Raw genomic sequence first — 19,230 nt, forward strand, 5'->3', positions numbered from 1 at the left:
ACACGTGTGCCGACGCCCACAGCGGGCACTCACCGGCCGTGGCCGCGACCAAGGGGCCTGAGTCGCGGGACACCCTGGTCGACGTCGCCCCAGATCCGGTCGGAAGGCCGTTGTACCAGCGCCACGCATGCGAACCACTTCGGCGACATGCCGTTTCGGGCGACCTGCGACGCAGGCCGCCCGACTGGGGCAACGGCGGAAACAGGGGGACGAAGACCGTCGCCTCCGTCGGACAGCACCTGCGAGGGGGCAGCTGATCGAGGGGACCGGCTGGGCGCAGCTGGAGATCACCTACCGGCGTGTCTGCTTCTCTGCGGTGCACCGGCCGGCGTGAGGCCCGGGCCCGCGGAATGGGCCGCTGCGATGAGCTCATGACGCATCGCAGCGGCCGTGCGAGGTCAGGCCAGTTCCACGCGGTCGATCAATCCGGCGGTGGTGAAGGCGTCCACGAGCTGTTCGCGGCCCTCGGTGAAGTGGGCCCAGCCGTCGAAGTGGACCGGAACGATGCGCCGGGCGCCCAGGATGCGGGCGGCCTCGGCGGCCTGAGCGCTGTTCAGAGTGAGCAACTGGCGATCGAGGGCATCGGTGCGGACCGCGCCCGCGAACAGCACAGCGGTGTCCACCGGGCCGAAACGGTCGGCGATCTCCCGGACCAGGGAGAGCTGGGCGTTGTCGCCGCTGACGTAGACGGTGGGCAGGCCGTCACCTGTCAGGACGAACCCGACGACCTCGCCGACGACCGGTTCGAGGTCCTCGCGTTCGCCGGGACCGTGCAGGGCCGGGACGCCGGTGACGGTGATGGTGCCGCCGCCGGGCCGGTCGAGCTCGATGGGCTCCCAGTCCTTCAGGGGGCGTGCGGCGCCGCCCAGCCTGCCCGCGCCACCGGGTGTGGTCAGGATCAGGGGGACATCGGCGAGCATGGCCCGGCCCGAGGCGTCGAGGTTGTCGTCGTGCTCGTCGTGCGACAGCAGCACCACATCGATACGGCCCAGGTCGGCGGGCGCGGCGGAGGCGGGCGCCGTCTTGGCCAGCCCCGACGGGTAGGTGCCGGGGGCGTCGAACGTCGGGTCGGTCAGGAACCGCAGCCCGCCGTACTCGATGAGCGCGGTCGGACCGCCGAAGACACGGATGGGGAGCTGCTCGCTGGGCACGCCGGTTGCTGTCATCACGGAACCACCTCACGGATAGATTGGCTTTCATCCGTGACCCTAGGCGTTTGTCACGGATGAAGGCAAGCTGTAGCGTGAGATGCGTGAGAGAGACCGATACCGCCGCCACCGCCGGCACTGTCGACCCAGGGCTGCCGCCGGCGCCGGGCGCCGAGCACTACCCCGCTCTCGCCCTCGCCAACAGCGCCATCGCCCTGCCGGGCGCCCAGTTCCTCGACGTGCTGGACACGCCCTCCGGCTCCAACCAGTGGCTGGTGGACCACGACCTGGCCCCCGCGGACGTCGGTATGCAGGAGATGTGCGCGGCACGTCTGCGCTCTCTGCGCGAACAGGTACGCGCCCTGCTCGCCGCCCAGGTCGACGGCTGCCCCGCCCCCGCCGACGCGCTGACCGCCGTCAACGACGCCCTCACCCGGGTCCCGACCGCCGCCCCGCTCGGATGGGACTCGGTCCGCGGCATGCACCGCACCGCACCGCACCCCATCGACCAGATCGTCGACCAGGCCCTCGGCATCCTCGCCGCCGACGCCGCCGACCTGCTCACCGGTCCGGACGCCGAACGGCTGACGGCCTGCCCCTCCCCGCCCTGCAACCGCTATCTGCTCCGCGCCGGGCGCCGCCACTGGTGCTCGGTCCGCTGCGGCGACCGCGCCCGCGCGGCCCGCGCCTACGCCCGCCGCGCACAGACCGCCGACGGCTGAGCCCGACCACCCCGCGCGGCCGAACGCACCGCCGCGGGACCGGACCCGGGATGACTACCTGGTGGCCGCCTCGGCCCGGGGGACGTTCCTGACGAACAGTACCGGCGTGATCGCCGTCGCTGCCGCGAAGATCCCGAACGCGAGGCGCATGCCGCCCAGTTCGGCCAGCAGGCCGACCAGGGCCGCACCCAGGGGCATGGCGCCGAAGTTGAAGAGACGGGAGGCCGCACCGTAGCGGCCGAGCATGTCGTCCGGCACCCTGCGCTGGGTCAGGGTGCGTGCGTTGACGGACCAGAGCGTGCCGCCCATGCCTCCGAGGAAGGCCCCGGCGGCCACTGCCCAAAGGCTGGTGGTGAGCGCGGGCAGCGCCACCATCGCGATGGTGCCGATCAGGTCGGCGAACATCGCCCGGCGCGCGCCGAGAACTCGGTTCACCCAGCTCACTGCCAGCGCACCGGCCAGGCCGCCGATTCCGAGGGCGCTGAGCAGAATGCCGTACTCCCTGGATCCGAGGCCCATGGCCTGCTGGGCATAGAGCGGCATGAGTGCGAGCCAGGCGCCCCAGACGGCGGAGAGAACGGCGACGATCAAGGACAGGGTGCGCAGCAGCTGGTCGTGCCAGAGGAAGCGCACCCCCTCGGCGATCCGGCTGTTGACCGATGCGGGAACCGCGTCGGGGGCGGGTCCCGCGGGGCGGAAGCGGCCCACGAGCAGGAGCAGGGCGAGGGCGGCGACCGCGTAGGAGATGCCGATGAGGCCCAGCGCCAGGCCCGTTCCCGCGGCCAGCAGCAGCCCTCCGATGAAGGGCCCGGCGAATTCCTGTCCCACGGTCTCGGCGCCCACCATCCAGGCGTTGGCGCGCTCCCGCCCTGCCGGTGGCACCGCGGCGGGGACGAGGGCGGAGGCCGAGGTCGAGGCCACCACATCGGCGATTCCGAGGATGACGCCGGCGGAGAAGAGCTCGGTGAGCGTGATACCGCCGGCCAGGGCGGAGGAGGTGAGCCAGCCCATCGCGGCCAGGCGCATGCCGTTCGCGATCCAGAGCAGTCGGCGGCGGTCGAAGCGGTCGACGAGGACGCCGATGTGCAGGGCGACGAGCAGCCAGGGCAGCGTGAGGGTCAGCGAGACGGCGGTGACCTGTGCGGGCGAGCTGGTGAGCTGGGCGGCGAGGAGCGGGAGCGCCATCTTCATCACGCCGTCGGCGAGGTTGGTCGCGGCGGTGAAGCCGACCAGGACCGCTGTGTTGCGGCGCCCGCGGTCCGGTAACGACCCTTCCCCCACCGTTGCGCTCGCCTGCTCGTGCACTGCTGTGGCCATGACCATTCCCCTTTGTCTGTTCCGGCACTCGGCGTTTCACCGGCTAACGCGTTAGCCGGTGAAAGCACTCTGCCGCACAACCGCGCCGCCGCGCAACCGGTAAAACGGTTAGGCGGTAGAATGTCCGTGATCTGGAAGAGGTGACCCGCATGCTGCAGCCGCCGGCCTCGGCCGTCCTGGTGGAGGCGTTCGTCAACACGGTCGACGTGGAGGAGGCGAGCGACGAGATCGCCACCCCCGCCGGCCTCTCCGCCTGGCTCAAGGGACGTGGCCTGCTCGACGACCCGCGGGAGATCACCGCGGACGTCCATGCCGACTACGTGAGCCTGCGCGCCGGCCTCCGGGAGGAGCTGGGCGCGCACGTCGGCGACACCCCCGACCCGCAACTGCTCGCCGCAGCCGACCGGGTGCTCGCCGCACATCCCCTGCACGTCACGGCACGCGGCCCCCTCGCCCCCGCCGCGGGCCTGTCCCCGGAACGTCAGCCCCTGGCCGCGTTGGCCATCGCCTGGAACGAACTGACGACCACCGGTGATGCGGCCCGCCTCAAACGCTGCGCGGAACACACCTGCGCATGGGCTTTCTGGGACGTGTCGAAGAACCGCAGCCGCCGCTGGTGCTCGATGAGGGTCTGCGGGAACCGCAACAAGTCCCGCGCCTACGCCTCCCGCAAGCGAGAGGCCGTCTGAGGAGGCCTGCGGGCAGTACTACCGGCGCGTCTTCCTCCCGGCCGGGAGCGGAGGCAGGGGTGCCGTCTCCCGCACAGGACCGCACATGATCTCCGGCGGAGAAGCGGCACGGTCGTGGCGATGCCGGCATGCGGAGCGCGGCAGGTGGCGAGAGCGGTCAGGAATCAAGAAGCCCGGGCGGCCGCACAGGCCCTAGCGTGATGTTCATGGCCACCACCACTTTCACCCAAGTCCCCACCTCGCTCGCGTCCGTCACCGTCGAGGTGGCCGACCTGGAGGCCGCCCGCCGCTTCTACAGCGCCTTCGGCGTGGACGCGTACATACAGCTGAGGGCTTCCGAGGCGCACCGCGCCGGCTTCCGTGGCTTCACCCTGGCACTCACCGTGTCCGGGCCGGCCACCGTGGACGGCTTCGTCGCCGCCGCCGTGGACGCCGGCGCCACGGTGCTGAAACCGGCCGTGAAGTCGCTGTGGGGGTACGGCGGCGTCGTGCAGGCCCCCGACGGGACGATTTGGAAGATCGCGACCTCGGCCAGGAAGGACACGGAGCCCGCCAGATCGACGAGGTCGTCCTGCTGCTCGGCGTCGAGGACGTGAAGGCCACCAAGCAGTTCTACGTCGATCAGGGCCTGACCGTGGGCAAGAGCTTCGGCGGGAAGTACGCCGAGTTTCTTCCCGGCGGGTCCAGCCTCGTCAAGCTGGCGCTGTACAAGCGCCGCGCCCTGGCCAAGGACCTCGGCGTCGCCGACGACGACGCCGGCTCCCACCACCTCGTCCTCGGCAGTACCGCCGGCACGTTCACCGACCCTGACGGATTCGTCTGGGAGGCCACCGCGTCGCTGGACTCCGCGCAGTCCTGACTCCCCGCCCTGCGCTCCCCTTCCCCGGACCCACTTCGTACGAGAGGAACCCTGCCATGCCGTCCACGAAGTCGAACGCCGCAGACTCCGGCACGACCACCGAGAACTACAGCGGATTCACGGCCGAGGAGCGGGCCGCGATGAAGGAACACGCGCTGGAGGAGAAGAAGGCAGCGACACGGCGCGGTTCATCCCGGGCGGAGAAGGAAGCGGCGGCGGAGCGGGACGTCCTCGCGAAGATCGCCGAGATGCGGGATACGGACCGCGCCCTCGCCGAGCGGATCCACGACATCATCAAGACCACCGCTCCGGAACTCGCGCCCAAGCTCTGGTACGGGATGCCCGCCTACGCCAGAGACGGCAAGGTCGTCTGCCACTTCCAGAGCGCGGAGAAGTTCAAGTCGAGGTATGCCACGCTCGGCTTCAGCGACCAGGCGGTCCTCGACGACGGCGTCATGTGGCCGACCGCCTACGCCCTGACGAAGCTGACCCCGGCCGACGAAGAGCGCATCAGTGCACTCATCAAGAAGGCGGCGGGCTGAGACACACGTTCGCGCCTTCCGGCCCGGTGTGTGCGGGGGCCGGACGGCAACCACCCGGCCGTACGGCGGTCAGGCGTTGCCGCCCTGGCCCGGGTGCCACCGAGCTGAACCCGAACCTGCCCGTCATGACGCGGCGTGCGCCGAACCGGCGAAGGGGCGGAGCTCAGCCGCCTGCCCTGTGCTCCGGCCCCAGCCACCCCCGGTCCGCCGCACGCAGCGCGATCTGAAATCGGGTCTTCGCACCCAGCGCGTTTCCCGCGTCGGTGACGTGCTTCTGCACGGTGCGACGGCTCACCTTCAGCACCCGTGCGATGGAGTCGTCCTTCAGGCCGGTGGCCATGAGCCGGAGGACCTCACGTGTCCGCTCGTCGACCCGGGGCATGTCCGGACCGGCCAGGCCCCGCACGCCGGCCCCACCGGGGCCGTTCGCCCCGCCCGGCACCGGCCAGTCGTCCCGGCTCTCCAACGACACCGGCGTGGCCCCCGCCCACACGCTCTCGAACAGCGCCGCCAGCCCCTCCACCAGCGCGGGGGAATGGACCACCAGCGACCCCGCCTCCGGTCGGTCGCTGCGCACCGGCAGCAGCGCCGCCGTCCGGTCGAAGACCACCAGCTTCACCGGCAGGCCTGAGGCCAGGCGTAGTTCCCCGCCCCGTGCCGTACCGTGCAAGGCCGTCTCCAGCGAGACCGCGTCGGTGAACCCGTCCGTCTCGTACACCGACCGCAGCACCACCCCCGGCTCCACTCCCAGCTCCCCCGAGGACATCTCGGTGCCCGTCAGGTACGGCGGCTTCGCCAGGTGCAGCACTTCCCCAGCACTTTGCTTCAGGAGCTGGGTGTAGCGCGCGGACACTTCCTCCTCGTGCTCCAGCACCTCCATCAAGTGCGCCGCCCGAGGACCCGACTTCGCCTCGTACTCCTCCTGCAGCCGCTCCAGGATCCCCTCGGCCGTGGCGAGTTGCGCCCGGCGGCGGGCCAGCACCGCTCCGAGCGACGAACGCGGCGGGCTCGCGGCCCAGCGCACCGGCCGCCCGTCGAGCCGTACCACCAGCAAGGCGCGTTCCAGCCGCCGCAGCGCTTCCTCGGCCTCGCGCGGCGAGATCCCGGCGGCCTCCGCGACCGTGGTCGCGTCCGCCGACGGTGATGCCACCAGATGCTCAAGCACCCGCCCGCTGATCGCGTCCAGGCCTGCTGCCGCCCATGGGCTGTCGGGGATGACGTTCATACGGCCTGACACTCCTGTGCGCGGGGCCGGCGCAAGGCCGGTCCAAGCAGATGCTAAGCCTGACGGGTTCCGACGGTGAGCCCGCCGGGACGGCTCAGCACATGTGGGCAGTTGCGCCAACACGAGCGTCGGCGGTCTTGTTCCGGCCGTCGCGTCCCGCGTTTCCGCTCACCGCCAGGGACGCTCCGCACGGTCCGCCTCGCCGGTCCGTGGGACGCACGGGTTGCATCGGCCGAGGCACTGCCGGCCCAGCACCCGCACGGAGGCGCCGCACCGTTGTGGGGGTGCGGCGCCGCCTTGCGTCCGTGCGCGGGATCGGCGTACGGGCGCGGATCAAGGGGCCGAGGATCAGCCGTCCGCTCTCAGCGCGACCTTCTCGGTGACCACCCGGTCGGCCCGCGCCACGACTTCGCGGGTGGCCGTGTCGTATCCGGAGGCGCCGACGGTGAGGGTGTGCCGGCCCGGTCCGGCCAGGAAGAGCGTGTAGAACCCGTCTCCTACGGCCGGGTCGTCCGGGGTGGACGTGGTGAGGACTCCGGCGTCCGGGGCGGAGGCGTCCGCGACGGTGGCGCCCACCACTCCCCTGCCGGTGCCCGCGTCGTTCACCGTGCCGGCGGCGAGCCCGCCGGAGACGGGCAGCAGCGTCCGGGCCTGGACGTTGACGTCGTCGATGGCCCAGTAGTAGCCCCAGTTCGCGACGAAGTGGAACCGCAGCTTCACGGAGGAGTCACCTGCGTACTTCCGCAGCGGGACCCGCACGGTCAGCTTCTGCGCATCTCCGGTGACCTTCGGTCCGGCCCAGACGTTCGCCCAGGTGGCGCCGCCGTCCGCGCTGGCGTCCACGGTCATGTGCTGCTGACTGATGTTGGCCAGATAGGCGGTGCCGAAGGTGAGTTCGGCGGACTGGGCGTCCGACAGGTCGTATGCCGCGGTGGTCAGGTAGGTGTCCTGGTGCGGGCCGAAGGGGCCGCTGTCGCTGTCGACCTCGGCGAAGGATCCGCTGCCCCCCGTGTAGTTGCCACGCTGGAGCGGGTCGTCGAACCGCCAGCCGTTGCTGGTGCCTTCGGCGTTCGTGACCGTCCATCCCCCAGGGGCTGCGACGGTGGAGTCGAACGTCTCGGTGCGGTCGGTGACCTGCTGGGTGTAGCCGACGGCGGTGGCGGCATCCGGGTCGGCCGTCAGGGAGACGTCAGCGGTCACGGCCTTGCGGGCCACCGTCACCTCACGCGTCGCGGCCTCGTATCCCGGCAGCACCGCGGTGACGTCCAGGGAGTAGTCGGCGTCCCTGGGCAGCAGGATGTCGTACGCGCCGGTCGCCGGGTCGGTCCACGCGGGGGCCTCGGGCGAACCCTCGACCGCGAGTCGCGCGTAGAGCGGCCAGCCGTGTCCCGAGCCGTCCTTGATCTTCCCCCGGACGTGGACGCGGTGGATCGGCTGGAGAGTCACGTCATGGGCCAGGGTCTGGCCCTCGGTGATCTCCACGGTGATCGGTTCGGTGGTCGTGTAGCCGAACATGGTGACGGTGAGGCCTTCCACCGTGCCGGCCGGCAGATTCAGCGTGTAGCTGCCGTCGGCGAGGGTGCTCGCGACATCGGCACCGGATCCCACGGTGGCCCCGGCGACGGGTTTGCCGGTCTTCGCGTCGGTCACGACACCGGACAGGATGCCACTCGGCCCACTGCGGAAGGCGGCCAGGCCGGACGGCGTACCGAGACCGGTGGGACCGTCGTAGCCGGCGACCGCTGTGCAGAGGTAGGCGGTGTCGCAGTCCCCGTTGGACCCGGTGGCGATGTCGTTCAGGCCCGCGCCGTCGCCCTTGTAGGGGTAGGAGTTGGGGTAGGTGGCGGGGCGGGGAGCGCCGGCCAGGGCGTAGACGGCCGCGATCAGCGGTGTCGAGGCGCTGGTGCCGCCGTAACGCATCCAGCCCGTCCCGGTGGAGCCGAAGCTGTGGTAGACGGCGAGGTTGTCGGCGACCGCCGAGACGTCGGCCACGCTTCGGCCCGCGCAGCCCGGGTCCGTCTGGAAGTCGGGCTTGGGCTGGTACGTGGCGCACCCGGAGCCGGGACCGTAGAAGTCCCGCTGCCACACGGTCTCCGACCAGCCGCGGGGGCTGTCCGGGTCGGCGACCAGGTCCGTGCCGCCGACCGAGGTCACGGTGGACAGGGTCGAGGGGAAGGACACCCCGTAGCCGTAGTCACCGCTGGCCGCGACGACGGCGACGCCGGGGTGATCGTAGTGGGCGCCCCAGGTCGACGCGTCGGCCGGCGAGTCCCCGCTTCTGCCGTAGGAGTTGGACACGTACTTGGCACCCATCGAGACGGCCAGGTCCACACCGGCCCCGAGGTTCTCAAGACCGGCGTTGTCCGTCTCCACCAGCAGGATATGCGCGTGCGGCGCGGCGGCGGACACCATGTCGAGGTCGAGGGCTATCTCGCCCGCCCACCCCTCGTCGGCCGGCGGGTACTTGGTGCCGCCCCGCTGGTCGACCTTCTTGAAGCAGCCGTTCTCCGTGGTGCACGGCGGCAGCCCGTACTGGCTGCGGTAGACGGCGAGGTCCGCTTCGGCGTTGGGGTTGTCGTTGGCGTCGACGATGGCGATGGTCTGCCCGCTGCCGCCGTCCGAGGGCAGGCTGTAGGCGCTCTGGATGTCCTGCGGGCCGAGCCCGGCCGGTGTCTGCGCCGCGCTCAGCCGCATCACGGGCTTCTCGTCGGCGGCGCGCATCGCGTAGCAGCGGGCACGGCCCTCGGCGGGAGCACCGCAGACGGGTTCGAGCTCCTCCGCCGGCTCGTCGGCCGGGGGTTCGACGGAGGTGGATACGGCGGGGGCTCCGGGCTCGGTGGCCGGCCGCGTCGGCGTGGTGGCGTCGGCTTGGGCCGTGGGGGCGGGACCGGGCCCGGCCGGGGTATCGGCCTGGGCGACGGGCTGGACGCCGAGGAGTGCCAGGGCAGTGAGGCCCAGGACCGCGGCGCTGCGGCGGAGTGCGCGGGGTACCTGGGGTGTGCCCCCGGCGCGCTTGACTATTTTCACGCATCACCTGTCATGACGTGCCCTCACATCGGGCGGAGGAAATAAGAAATCGTTCGTTCACGCATTCGCGCGGACGACCTATTAGCCGCCTGATCCCGATGGGGTGTCAATAGCTCTTCTGTTAAGAGCACATGTCGCACCCAGGGGTACGACGTCCCTGGTGACAGCGACGCTTCCCACTTGCGCAGCCTCACGAATGTCCTACGGACAGCGCTTGCCCGGGCCGTCCCGCGCGACGCACAATGAGAGCGGAACGGATGCGTCCGGTGCTGAAATGCAATGCCGTCCGGACGGGCCCGGATATGTTCACGCTTTTTCTTTCCCCATGTTGGGGAAGGCTTTGCTGAGCCGCGTTTCGGTTCGGTTTCCGGAAGGTTCGGCGCCTGCGCCCTTACGGTCTTGCTCGTGTCGATGAGCCGCGGCCTCCATCGAACAGGCTGCCGGCCGCGCAGCGATCGCCGTGACTGAGTGGTCGAGCTCGTAAGTCCTTCAGGGGTTGGCCTCTGGGCCTGGTGGATGCGATCGCGGGACGAGTCGCGAAGACCGGTGCGGGGGGCTCGACCCCGGCGAGACGGACCAGCTCCGAGCCTCTGCTCAGGGGCGGCCTGCCGCGGCATCGCGTTCACGCGGTCCCGTTGTTGATCTTCACGTACAGTGCGATCACATAGGTGCCTGGATCCGCGAGCACGGACGGATGCTGGATGCCCTGCCCTGCCCTGCCCTGCCCGGGCCAGGTCAGGTCAGGCCGGAGATCCAACCGCAGGGCAACGCGGCCCGTGTGCATGGCCGTTGGGCGCGTCCAGGAGCTTCGGAGAGGGTGGCGCTTTGATGGAGGTAGCCGTCGACGGCTTCGACGCGTCGCGTGGTGCGCGTTTGGCTGCCTACAGCGCCGTCTCCACATCGCTGGCGCTGTGCAGTGATCGCGAGCTGCGCGACCTCGTGGAGACGGCTGCGCCGATGGGCGCCGGGATCGGCGGGACCTCAGCATTGCTGGAGGTCGGCGGGACCCCGGTCTTCGTCAAGCGGCTGCCGCTGACCGATCTGGAACGGCGGCCGGAGAACGTCCGGTCCACGGCGAACCTCTTCGGACTGCCTGCCTTCTGTCATCCCGGCCTCGGGGTGCCGGCAGGGCCGAGCTTCGGGGCGTGGCGGGAGTTGGCCGTGCACATCATGACGACGAACTGGGTGCTCGCACAGGATCATGAGGGCTTCCCTCTGATGTATCACTGGCGGGTGCTGCCGCACCCGGGGCAGACCCTGCCCGAGGAGCTGGCGGACGTGGAGAAGGCTGTCGCCTACTGGGGCGGCGGACGGCAGGTGCGCCACCGGATCGAGGCGCTGCGGGATTCCTCGGCGAGCGTCGCACTGTTCGTGGAGTACATCCCGCAGAACCTGCACGACTGGCTGGACGTTCAGGTCAAGGCCGACGATGCGACGGCCGAACAGGCATGTGCCATGGTGACGAGGGAACTTGAGGCCGGGACCTCCTTCATGAACGCCCGCGGGCTCCTGCACCTCGATGGCCACTTCCAGAACATCCTGACCGACGGCAAGCGTCTGTTCTTCACCGACTACGGCCTCGCGATGTCCTCCCGGTTCGATCTGTCCAAGGAGGAGGCCGGCTTCTTCGCCGCACACCGGACGTACGACCGCTGCTACACCCTCACCCATCTGGTGATCTGGCTCGTCACCGCCTTGTACGGGTACGAGCGCGACGAGCGCAGCGCATTCGTGCGCGCCTGCGCCCAAGGGAATCCGCCGACAGGCATCGCGCCGCAGGTCGCGGAGATCCTCAGCCGACATGCCGCGCTCGCCGCACTGATGACGGACTACTACCGCGCGTTCCGCTTCGAGAGCAGGCAGGCCCCGTATCCCCTGGAGGCGATCCGCCGGCTCGCCGGTCCGGACAACAAGTCCCTCATCTGATGGGCCTGTGCGGCCAACAGCCGGGCTGAATAAGGGAGTCTCAGCGTGTGACGGTCCGCTACCCTTCCGTCGGCTGTTGCCGGGGCGGTCCGGCGGGTAACCCGGGCGCTGCGGCCCGTCGGGGGCCGGCGCGGTCTCCGGCTCGCCCATCCCGTCCGGGCTGACCCCCACCACGTCCCTCGGTTCCCTGACAGGCAGCTCACCAGGGAACCGGGCCGTGCTCGTCGAAGAAGCCGCCGGTCGGCCCGTCATCGGGCAGCGTGGCGAGCCGGACGACCACGGCCGCGCCGTCGGCCGCGGTGCGGGTGAGGCCGGGGAACGCGGTGGTGAAGTCGGTCGCACACGGCCCCGGATCGGCGGCGTTGACCAGGATGTTGCGGCTGCGCAGTTCCTTGGCGTACTGCACGGTCAGCGAGTTGAGCGCGGTCTTGGACGGGACGTACGCGGCCAACGGGGGCCGGGTTGTGAAGTAGTCCTCGGGATCGGTCATCCGGGCGATGGAGCCCAGTCCACTGCTGACATTGACGATCCGGGCGGCGGGGGAGCGGGCGAGCAGCGGCAGCATCGTGGTGGTCACGCTGATCACGCCGAACACGTTGGTCTCGAACACCTCGCGTACAGCGGACAGTTCGACACTGCCAGGGCTCTGGGCGGCGAGGTCGCCAGAGATGCCGGCGTTGTTGACCAGGATGTCCAGCCGGCCAAAGCGCTCCTCGATCCAGCGGGCGGCGGAGAGGACGCTGGCGCGGTCGGTGACGTCCAGGGTGACCGGGTACACCCGCGGGCCCAGGTCGGCTGCGGCTGCCGCACCGCGGTGCGGGTCGCGCGAGGCCAGCAGGACGTTCGTGCCGAGCGAGGCGAGCCGGGCTGCGACCTCGCGCCCGATGCCCTTGTTGGCACCGGTGACCAGGGCAGTCGTGGTTTCTGTCATGCGTTCAGCCAACCACGGGGGCGGCCGGGAGTTCCAACACCGACCAGGTACGCAGCGATACCGTGCGGGTATGGAAAGACTGGAGGTCCGCGAGCTCGTCTACTTCACGGCTGTCGCCGAAGAACTGCACTTCGGTCGGGCGGCCGCCCGGCTGGGGATGACCCAACCGCCGCTCTCCCGCGCCATTCAGCAGCTCGAACGACGGCTGGGCGTAGCCCTGTTGGAACGTGGCAGTCGCCGGGTCGCACTGACCGAGGCGGGGGCCGTCCTGCTCCGCGAGAGCCGTACGGTGCTCGACGCCGCGTCGGCCGCGGTGCGCCGCACCCGGCGGGCCGGCCGCGCCGACCCGCGTCTGGTCCTGGTCATCAAGCCGGGCGGCGACGGCGGCCTGCTGCCCGCGATCCTCGACGCCTATCAGGCTGAGCCGGGTGCGCTGCCGGTCGAGCTGGTGTGCAGCTTCGGCGAGCGTGAGATCTTCCTGCGGGAGGGTCGTGCCGACGCCGCCCTGCTTCACCGCCCCCACCACGACCTCACCGGCCTGGACACCCAGGACCTCCTGACCGAAACTCAACTTCTCGTGATGCCGAGGTCGCATCGCCTCGCGGGCCGTACCCGGGTTCGCCTGAACGACCTCGCCGGGGAGCCCCTGCCGCGCTGGCCGGGCGCACCTGAGGGTGACCCACCCGGCCCCGAGGTCCACGACCTCGGGCAGCTTCTCCACCTCATCGCCTTGCGCCGCATGGTCGCTGTCCTCCCCTCCTCCATCCGCGACCAGCTCCGCGACGACCTGGTCGCCGTCCCAGTCGATGATGCCGAGCCCACCACGCTCGTCCTCGCCTGGCCCGAGCACGCCACCTCCCCAGCCCTGGCCGCCTTCGTCCGCGCGGCCGCCACCGTCGCGGGCAAGGCGACGGGCCACGGCGGGTAGAGCGGGGAGACACGCGGGGTGAGAGGCGCCCTCGCTCATGCTCGCAGGCGTGCGAACACTCCAGGACGCCCTCACGGCCACCGTCGAGATCACACCTGGAGGCAGAACGACGGGCACCGGACGGCGAACCGATTACGCGGTCGACAATCCGAGCCGAGCCACTAGCACGGGGCGGCCCCCTTCACCGACGTCGGCAGCCCCGCCCTGGCCCACCGCAGGCGCTGCGTCCGTCCGCGACGCTTCACCCCGGTGCAGGTCGCCGAGGCCCTGGCCTGCCGAATGCGCCGACGCGGCAGCGCTCTGGCCCGCCTTGGCCCGCCTGGCCGCCTACGACGTCCACCCCGCCCCAGTCCTCGGGGGCTGCGAGCACTCACAGAGGAACGCAGCACTAGACATCGCCGATACGGCTCCGCGCCGCCGGCACCATCCTGCCCATCACGACGGCAAGCACCGCTCCGAGGACGCTGACGCCCACCAGGGTCAGCCAGATCGCGGCTGCCCCGGCGGACAGCAACCCGGAGAGCGCGATCGGGGCGATCGTTCCCGCGACCGTTACGGCGAATTGGTTGAGGGCCAGGTACCGGCCCCGCAGAGCGTCTGGGGCGCTCTCCGCGGCGACCGTCGACGTGAGGGGACCACCCAGGATCTCACCGAGGGTGTAGCTGCCCGCACCGAACAGTACGACGGCGACCGCGAGGGCGAGCACGGCCACGCGGTCGGCGGCGAGGAACAGGAGGTAGCCGGCGGCAAAGCAGACGTGCCCCACGACGAGGACGCGACTGCGGACCCGTCCGCTGAGCCGGCCGACGACGACGGCCTGGCCGAAGCCGACCATCAGGGTGTTGAGGGTGAAGACCGCCCCGGCCGTCCAGCCCGGCAGCCCCAGCACGTCCACGGCGTAGACGGGTATCGCGATGTTGAGGGTGAACAACGAGAGGGCGAAGCACAGTTGATGTCCGACTATGGGCAGGTACCGCCGGTCCCGGAGCACGCGCCGCCATCCTCCGGCAGCGTCGCTGCCCACTTCCGGCCGAGTGCTCGGTACGGACCGCATCAGGGCGAAGGCGGTGAGGTAGGACACGGCGTTGATGGCCACGATCGCGGCGTAGGCGCCGTGGGTACCGATACTGACGGCGACGGCGGAGAGGAGCCCGCCGAGTGCGTACCCGAGGTTGCGCACGGACCCGAGGAGGCCGAACCAGCGCTCGCGTTGGCCGGGCGCCGCCAGCGCCGTGACGGTCACGCCGTAGCAGCCGGAGAACACCGCCCTCCCGGCACTGTTCAGCCACGCACAGATGACGATCTGCCAGGTTTGTCCCACGAGGAGATACCCGGCGAAGCCGAGCGCCTGCGCCAGGTTTGCCGCTTGCAGCACCAACTTGGTGCCGTACCGGTCGATCAGTCCTGCGACCAGAGGACCGGCTGGGAGCGCCAGCAGTCCGGCCATCGTCAGCGCCGCGCCCACCTGCACCAGCGTCAGCGAGGTCGCGGCCAGGAAATACAGCATCGTCACGGGGATGAAGACGCCGGTGCCGATCGAGTCGATGACGATCGCCGCGACGAAGCGGCCGTGTCGAGCCACCGAGGGACGGACCGGGGAATTGGTATGAGCCACGGCCCAGACGGTATAGATTTTATACCGGTATCCACAACGCTACCGGGAGTTGCGCATGGGTAAGGCCTACAACGTCATGGCGGCGACCTGCCCCAGTCGCACCGTCCTGCATCGGATCGGGGCGCGTTGGACGGTGTTCGTCGTCAACGCGCTCGACACCGGTCCGATGCGATTCACCGAGCTCAAAGCCCACATCCGGGGGATCACCCCCAAAGCGCTCACGGAGACGCTTCGCGCGATGGAGTACGACGGCCTGATCTCTCGCACGGAGATCCCCGCACATCCCCCGCACGTCGAGTACGCCCTCACCGACCTCGGCCGGTCGCTGCTGTCACCCCTGCGTGCCGTGCGGGAGTGGGCCGAGCGCCACGTCCCCGACATCGAACGCGCCCGCGCAGAAGCCGACTCGCCACGGTGACGTGGTTCGCCTGTCCGGCAACGAAGCGCATGGCTGTCGCGCCGGGCAGGGCTGTTCAGCAGGAGCGGCGCCAGGTGAAGTGCGGCTGCCGGCCGGCTGCTCCTGAAAAGGCGTGGCTCCCGGGTAGTCCTGATGCGACAATCCGTCCGCAACTTGATCCACATCCGCGTCCCGGAGGTCCGCATGGACATCGCCTCGCTGCTGCCGTTGGCCACGTCCCGGTTGTCGCTGCGTCTGTTCACTCCCGGCGACGCCGACGACCTGTACGCCTACCAGAGCCTGCCGAGCGTGGCGCGCTACTTGTACCGGCCGGCGCACACGCGTGAGCGCAGCGAGCAGGTTGCCGCCGAGCGTGCGGCGCAGACGGCCTGGCGCGCCGACGGGGACAAGCTGGCGCTCGCTGTCTGCCGAAGCGATGAGCCCGGCCTCCTGGGAGAGGTGAGCCTCACCCTGGCCGATGCCCGCGCCGCCCAGGCCGAGATCGGCTGGACCCTCGACCCGGGTCACGAGGGACACGGCTACGCGACCGAGGCGGCCGCGGCGCTGGCCGGGTTCGCCTTCGACACGCTGGGCGTGCACCGGCTCTACGCACGGCTGGATGTGGAGAACACCGGGTCCGTGCGGGTCTGTGAACGCCTCGGGATGCGCCGGGAGGCACACCTGGTCGAGAACGACCTCGACGGGGATCGCTGGGGCAGCGAGTACATCTACGCGGCGCTGGCCGCTGATCTTTCCAGTCGATCAGGCGATTGAGCCCGACCCTGCCTCCTGGGTCGTCTTCCGCTGTCCGGTCGCGTCCCTGACCTGGTGGTTCCAGTCGACGACCTCGCCGGGATCGATGCCGAGCACGAGCCAGTGCCCGGTCTTCGTGGTCACTTCCTCACCGAGAACGATCAGGAAGTCATCGGTGGCCAGATGCCCCCATGCGCCGGGTGGCGCGGCGGAGTTGTGCTCCGTCGTCGCGATGAAGTCGAGTCCGGCCGCGCGCGCCCGAACGGCCAGCTCCTCAGGTGTGAGCTCTCCGTCCGAGTGGACGGAGTGGATGTGGCAGTCGCCGCGATACCAGGCCGTCCCGCGTCCGACCGCCCGCGCCCGCGGGAAGCTCGCACTCGACACGGCTCTCCCCCGAACAGTCCTGTGAACAGTCCTGTCGAGCCAACGCGTACCCAGAGGGATCAGTTCCTTCGCATCCCGCTCAGCGCCCCTCGGCGTCGGAGGGCCGGCCGGGACAGCGGCGGTCCCATCGAAAGCAGCGGGACTACGGTGCCGACAGGGCTGTGCGCTCGGCTCCTTCCAGCCAGTCGGTGTACCAGCGGTCGAACCTCACAGGCACAGCGTCGTCGTCGAGAAGTGGCACGAGGTCGGCGTCGTCCACCCGGCAGTCGGACCAGACCGTGCCGCGGTGACTGCCGCTGATGATCAGCCACTCCCTCTGTGCGCAGCCCAGGTGCGAGATGACGATGGCGCCGGAGGTGCGCTCCGGGGTGAACATGACGGCCTCCCACCGCTCGTCCCACGCCTCGATGGCGTCGTCGAAGTCCTCGATCTCGTCGAAGTCCTCTTCCTCCGGGCGTTGGGCAAGGAGGTCGTCGAGCAGCTTCCGGGGCGGGCCCTGGTCGGGAAAGGGCTGGTCAAGCCTTGACAGGTCGGCCAGGTCCGCGCCGTCGCCTTCCCAACGCCAGCGGCCCCGCACGCGCCGGACCGGGAACAGGCCGTACGCGGGGCCCGCGCCACCCGCGCCCACGTGGAGCAGGAAGGCCCGGTACTCCTCCGGTAGCCGTACTCCTGTCTGAGCCTCGAGTTCGGCAAGCTCGCCCCGGGTGAGCGGCTCCTCCACGACCCACTTGTGCCCCCATGCCCCGAACACCTCGCCGCTCCCAGGCCCCGCCCCCGCCGCCTCGACCCGCTGACGTACGCCCGCCCACCGCTGATCAGTCATGCGCAGACCGTACGTGCGGCCACCGACACCTGGGTCGCGGGGACCACTGCTGCCGTCCTACGCGCTTACGGACTCAGGAGCGGCAAGAGGCCGGGGTGTCGGTTCAGGCGCCGGCGCCGCCGTCCACCGGCACGATCGCGCCGGTCACCATCGAGGCACGGTCGCTGAGCAGCCACGCAGCCACCTGGGCCACCTCGCGGGGCTCGATCATGCGGCCGAGCGGCATCCCCGTCGTTATCCTGTCGACGATGCCGGGCGTTGCCGCCTCCCACGCGTCGATCATCTCGGTGGCGGTGCCACCGGGGGTGATCCCGTTCACTCGGATGCCCTCCGGGCCCCAGGTGACGGCCGCGGTCTCGGTGATGCTGTTGAGTGCCCGCTTCATCGCACCGTAGGCGGGCAGCGCGGGGTTCGCGCGGCGGCTGCCGATGCTGGAGGTGTTGACGATCGCGCCGCCGCCACTTCGGCGCATGAGTGCGGCTTCGGCGGTCATGGCGGTCCAGTGCGAGCGGAAGTTCACGGCGAACTGCTCGTCGATGTCCTCGTCGGTCGTGGTGTCGAGCGGCCCGGGCTGCTGGATCGCGGCGCCGTTGTTGAAGGCGCCGTCGAGCCGGCCGTGCACCTCCTCGACACGGTCGACCGCCGCGCGGATGCCCGCACGGTCGGCGAGGTCCAGGGTGACGGCATCGGCGACGCCCCCGTCGGCGCGGACCTCGCTGACGATGCGGTCGAGGGCGTCGGTGCTGCGGGCGGCGAGCACGACGGCGGCACCCTCGGAGGCGAAGAGCCGGGCTGCGGCCGCCCCGATGCCGCGGCTGGCACGGTGATGAACACGACCTTGCCGGTGAGCAGGCCGATGGGTGCGGATTCGGTGTTGTTCGTCATGACGTCAGTGTCGGTGCGGCCTGCCGGCCGCATACAGGCACAGGCAGTACCAGGATGTGTCGCCTCGCAGCGCGCAGACTGGGGGTATGAACAAGCAGGAGCTCGGGGCGTTTCTCCGTAGCCGTCGCGAGCGGCTTCGGCCGCAGGACGTCGGCCTCCCCTCCGGACCGCGACGCCGGACACCGGGTCTGCGCCGCGAGGAGGCCGCGGTCCTCGCGCACATCTCCACGGAGTACTACGTGCGGCTCGAGCAGGGCAGGGCGCCGCGACCGTCGGGTGAAGTCCTCGCCGGGATCGCGGGCGCGCTGCGGCTCACCGACGCCGAGTCCGACCATCTCCACATCCTCGCGGGAACCGCCCCGACCCGTACCGGGGTGCACCGGCGGGACGTCCGCCCGAGCATCCTCGCGCTCCTTGAGCGGCTGCCGCAGACGGCCGCTTTCGTGACGTCCGCCGCGTTCGAGGTGCTCGCGTGGAACGATCTCGCGGCCGCACTCATGGAGGACTTCGCCGGGCTGGCCCCGAAGGACCGCAATCTCGCTCGCCGAGCGTTCCTCGGGGCGGCGCGGGGCGAAGTGCCGCTGTACGGGGTCTCCGATGCCGCGGAGTTCCGCCACCACGTCGTCGCGGGTCTCCGCTCCACCCTCGCCCGCTACCCCGCCGACCCCACAGTGCGCGAACTCGTGGACGAACTCTGCGCCGCAAGCCCCGAATTCGCCCGGCTCTGGGCGCGGCACGACGTGCAAGCCGCACCGATGCTCACGAAGACCTTCCGCCACCCGGCCGTCGGGGAGATCACCGTCGACTGCGACACGCTCACCCTCACGGACCGCGGGCAGAACCTCGTGCTCTACAGCGCGCCACCGGGGTCTCCCGGCGCCGATGCCCTGGCTCTTCTGAGTGTCCTTGGAGCCGAGGCCGGTGCCCCTCTGCGGTAGCGACGCGGCCGACCACGGTGGACACCGTCGCCGGCCGGGCGGTGAGTCGTCGCCCCGTTCTGGTCGGGTGGGGCAGACCGCCCCCGCACTGCCGGACCCTTTCCGGTCGCCGCCCTCCGCA

16 protein-coding genes and 2 pseudogenes are annotated in these 19,230 nt (G+C 70.8%); 9 read left to right on the forward strand and 9 right to left on the reverse strand.

Annotation, left to right across the window (positions count from 1 at the left end):
* Positions 1-398: 398 nt before the first annotated feature.
* The gene (locus ABZ454_RS23975; protein ID WP_359540717.1) at positions 399-1,166 is read right to left on the reverse strand and encodes an MBL fold metallo-hydrolase; all 768 of its coding nucleotides are present in this window, start codon (positions 1,164-1,166) and stop codon (positions 399-401) included.
* 86 nt (positions 1,167-1,252) lie between these two features.
* Between ABZ454_RS23975 and ABZ454_RS23980 the strand changes: the two genes are divergently transcribed.
* On the forward strand, positions 1,253-1,870 hold the full coding sequence (locus ABZ454_RS23980) for an ABATE domain-containing protein (protein ID WP_359540718.1): 618 nt from the start codon (positions 1,253-1,255) through the stop codon (positions 1,868-1,870).
* A 54-nt stretch (positions 1,871-1,924) separates the two neighbouring features.
* Here the strand turns inward: ABZ454_RS23980 and ABZ454_RS23985 are convergent, their stop codons facing one another.
* Positions 1,925-3,187, reverse strand: a complete 1,263-nt coding sequence (locus ABZ454_RS23985; RefSeq protein WP_359540721.1) for an MFS transporter — start codon at positions 3,185-3,187, stop codon at positions 1,925-1,927.
* Between the two features lie 149 nt (positions 3,188-3,336).
* On the opposite strand from ABZ454_RS23985, the gene ABZ454_RS23990 reads away from it, so the two are divergent.
* From ABZ454_RS23990 to ABZ454_RS24000, 3 genes and pseudogenes are all read left to right on the forward strand, one after another.
* Positions 3,337-3,876, forward strand: a complete 540-nt coding sequence (locus ABZ454_RS23990; protein WP_356319386.1) for a CGNR zinc finger domain-containing protein — start codon at positions 3,337-3,339, stop codon at positions 3,874-3,876.
* Between the two features lie 200 nt (positions 3,877-4,076).
* Positions 4,077-4,735 (forward strand): annotated as a pseudogene (locus tag ABZ454_RS23995) (glyoxalase).
* Between the two features lie 56 nt (positions 4,736-4,791).
* Positions 4,792-5,277 (forward strand): DUF1801 domain-containing protein, encoded by a 486-nt coding sequence (locus ABZ454_RS24000; RefSeq protein WP_356319388.1) that lies wholly within the window; start codon positions 4,792-4,794, stop codon positions 5,275-5,277.
* A gap of 163 nt (positions 5,278-5,440) precedes the next feature.
* Here ABZ454_RS24000 and ABZ454_RS24005 read toward each other — a convergent pair whose 3' ends face one another.
* Together ABZ454_RS24005 and ABZ454_RS24010 are read right to left on the reverse strand one after the other, a co-directional pair.
* Positions 5,441-6,502 carry a LuxR C-terminal-related transcriptional regulator gene (locus ABZ454_RS24005; protein WP_359540723.1) on the reverse strand — a complete coding sequence of 354 codons (1,062 nt, stop codon included), beginning with the start codon at positions 6,500-6,502 and terminating at the stop codon, positions 5,441-5,443.
* A 348-nt stretch (positions 6,503-6,850) separates the two neighbouring features.
* Positions 6,851-9,529 carry a carboxypeptidase regulatory-like domain-containing protein gene (locus ABZ454_RS24010; protein WP_359540724.1) on the reverse strand — a complete coding sequence of 893 codons (2,679 nt, stop codon included), beginning with the start codon at positions 9,527-9,529 and terminating at the stop codon, positions 6,851-6,853.
* A gap of 828 nt (positions 9,530-10,357) precedes the next feature.
* Here ABZ454_RS24010 and ABZ454_RS24015 point away from each other — a divergent pair.
* Positions 10,358-11,455, forward strand: a complete 1,098-nt coding sequence (locus ABZ454_RS24015) for a protein kinase family protein (RefSeq protein ID WP_359540725.1) — start codon at positions 10,358-10,360, stop codon at positions 11,453-11,455.
* A 199-nt stretch (positions 11,456-11,654) separates the two neighbouring features.
* Here the strand turns inward: ABZ454_RS24015 and ABZ454_RS24020 are convergent, their stop codons facing one another.
* Positions 11,655-12,386, reverse strand: a complete 732-nt coding sequence (locus tag ABZ454_RS24020) for an SDR family oxidoreductase (protein WP_359540727.1) — start codon at positions 12,384-12,386, stop codon at positions 11,655-11,657.
* Positions 12,387-12,456: 70 nt separating this feature from the next.
* Here ABZ454_RS24020 and ABZ454_RS24025 point away from each other — a divergent pair, with 70 nt between their 5' ends.
* A complete protein-coding gene (locus ABZ454_RS24025; protein WP_359540729.1) occupies positions 12,457-13,314 on the forward strand; it encodes a LysR family transcriptional regulator in 858 nt (285 codons plus the stop codon).
* Positions 13,315-13,702: 388 nt separating this feature from the next.
* On the opposite strand, the gene ABZ454_RS24030 is transcribed toward ABZ454_RS24025, so the two are convergent.
* Entirely contained in the window at positions 13,703-14,929 is a 1,227-nt protein-coding gene (locus ABZ454_RS24030) for an MFS transporter (RefSeq protein WP_359540732.1), read from the reverse strand.
* A 55-nt stretch (positions 14,930-14,984) separates the two neighbouring features.
* On the opposite strand from ABZ454_RS24030, the gene ABZ454_RS24035 reads away from it, so the two are divergent.
* A complete protein-coding gene (locus tag ABZ454_RS24035) occupies positions 14,985-15,347 on the forward strand; it encodes a helix-turn-helix domain-containing protein (protein ID WP_359540733.1) in 363 nt (120 codons plus the stop codon).
* 183 nt (positions 15,348-15,530) lie between these two features.
* On the forward strand, positions 15,531-16,100 hold the full coding sequence (locus ABZ454_RS24040) for a GNAT family N-acetyltransferase (protein WP_359540852.1): 570 nt from the start codon (positions 15,531-15,533) through the stop codon (positions 16,098-16,100).
* Here the strand turns inward: ABZ454_RS24040 and ABZ454_RS24045 are convergent.
* The 3 genes and pseudogenes from ABZ454_RS24045 to ABZ454_RS24055 form a co-directional block, all read right to left on the reverse strand.
* Positions 16,089-16,463, reverse strand: a complete 375-nt coding sequence (locus tag ABZ454_RS24045; protein ID WP_359540734.1) for a CehA/McbA family metallohydrolase — start codon at positions 16,461-16,463, stop codon at positions 16,089-16,091. The two genes, ABZ454_RS24040 and ABZ454_RS24045, sit on opposite strands and share 12 nt — an antisense overlap.
* Before the next feature lie 142 nt (positions 16,464-16,605).
* Positions 16,606-17,286, reverse strand: a complete 681-nt coding sequence (locus ABZ454_RS24050) for an SMI1/KNR4 family protein (protein ID WP_359540736.1) — start codon at positions 17,284-17,286, stop codon at positions 16,606-16,608.
* 103 nt (positions 17,287-17,389) lie between these two features.
* Positions 17,390-18,171: pseudogene (locus ABZ454_RS24055) on the reverse strand (SDR family oxidoreductase).
* Positions 18,172-18,257: 86 nt separating this feature from the next.
* On the opposite strand from ABZ454_RS24055, the gene ABZ454_RS24060 reads away from it, so the two are divergent.
* Positions 18,258-19,109, forward strand: a complete 852-nt coding sequence (locus tag ABZ454_RS24060; protein ID WP_359540738.1) for a helix-turn-helix transcriptional regulator — start codon at positions 18,258-18,260, stop codon at positions 19,107-19,109.
* Positions 19,110-19,230 lie beyond the last annotated feature (121 nt).

This window comes from Streptomyces sp. NPDC005803, assembly GCF_040630435.1.
In the GTDB taxonomy this organism is placed as follows: domain Bacteria; phylum Actinomycetota; class Actinomycetes; order Streptomycetales; family Streptomycetaceae; genus Streptomyces.

What these genes read in the sequence shown, in the direction of transcription:
- ABZ454_RS23975 (WP_359540717.1), bottom strand. Translation starts at nt 1,166, where the DNA reads ATGACAGCAACCGGCGTGCCCAGCGAGCAGCTCCCCATCCGTGTCTTC.
- ABZ454_RS23985 (WP_359540721.1), bottom strand. Translation starts at nt 3,187, where the DNA reads ATGGCCACAGCAGTGCACGAGCAGGCGAGCGCAACGGTGGGGGAAGGG.
- ABZ454_RS23990 (WP_356319386.1), top strand. Translation starts at nt 3,337, where the DNA reads ATGCTGCAGCCGCCGGCCTCGGCCGTCCTGGTGGAGGCGTTCGTCAAC.
- ABZ454_RS24000 (WP_356319388.1), top strand. Translation starts at nt 4,792, where the DNA reads ATGCCGTCCACGAAGTCGAACGCCGCAGACTCCGGCACGACCACCGAG.
- ABZ454_RS24005 (WP_359540723.1), bottom strand. Translation starts at nt 6,502, where the DNA reads ATGAACGTCATCCCCGACAGCCCATGGGCGGCAGCAGGCCTGGACGCG.
- ABZ454_RS24015 (WP_359540725.1), top strand. Translation starts at nt 10,358, where the DNA reads ATGGAGGTAGCCGTCGACGGCTTCGACGCGTCGCGTGGTGCGCGTTTG.
- ABZ454_RS24020 (WP_359540727.1), bottom strand. Translation starts at nt 12,386, where the DNA reads ATGACAGAAACCACGACTGCCCTGGTCACCGGTGCCAACAAGGGCATC.
- ABZ454_RS24025 (WP_359540729.1), top strand. Translation starts at nt 12,457, where the DNA reads ATGGAAAGACTGGAGGTCCGCGAGCTCGTCTACTTCACGGCTGTCGCC.
- ABZ454_RS24035 (WP_359540733.1), top strand. Translation starts at nt 14,985, where the DNA reads ATGGGTAAGGCCTACAACGTCATGGCGGCGACCTGCCCCAGTCGCACC.
- ABZ454_RS24040 (WP_359540852.1), top strand. Translation starts at nt 15,531, where the DNA reads ATGGACATCGCCTCGCTGCTGCCGTTGGCCACGTCCCGGTTGTCGCTG.
- ABZ454_RS24050 (WP_359540736.1), bottom strand. Translation starts at nt 17,286, where the DNA reads ATGACTGATCAGCGGTGGGCGGGCGTACGTCAGCGGGTCGAGGCGGCG.
- ABZ454_RS24060 (WP_359540738.1), top strand. Translation starts at nt 18,258, where the DNA reads ATGAACAAGCAGGAGCTCGGGGCGTTTCTCCGTAGCCGTCGCGAGCGG.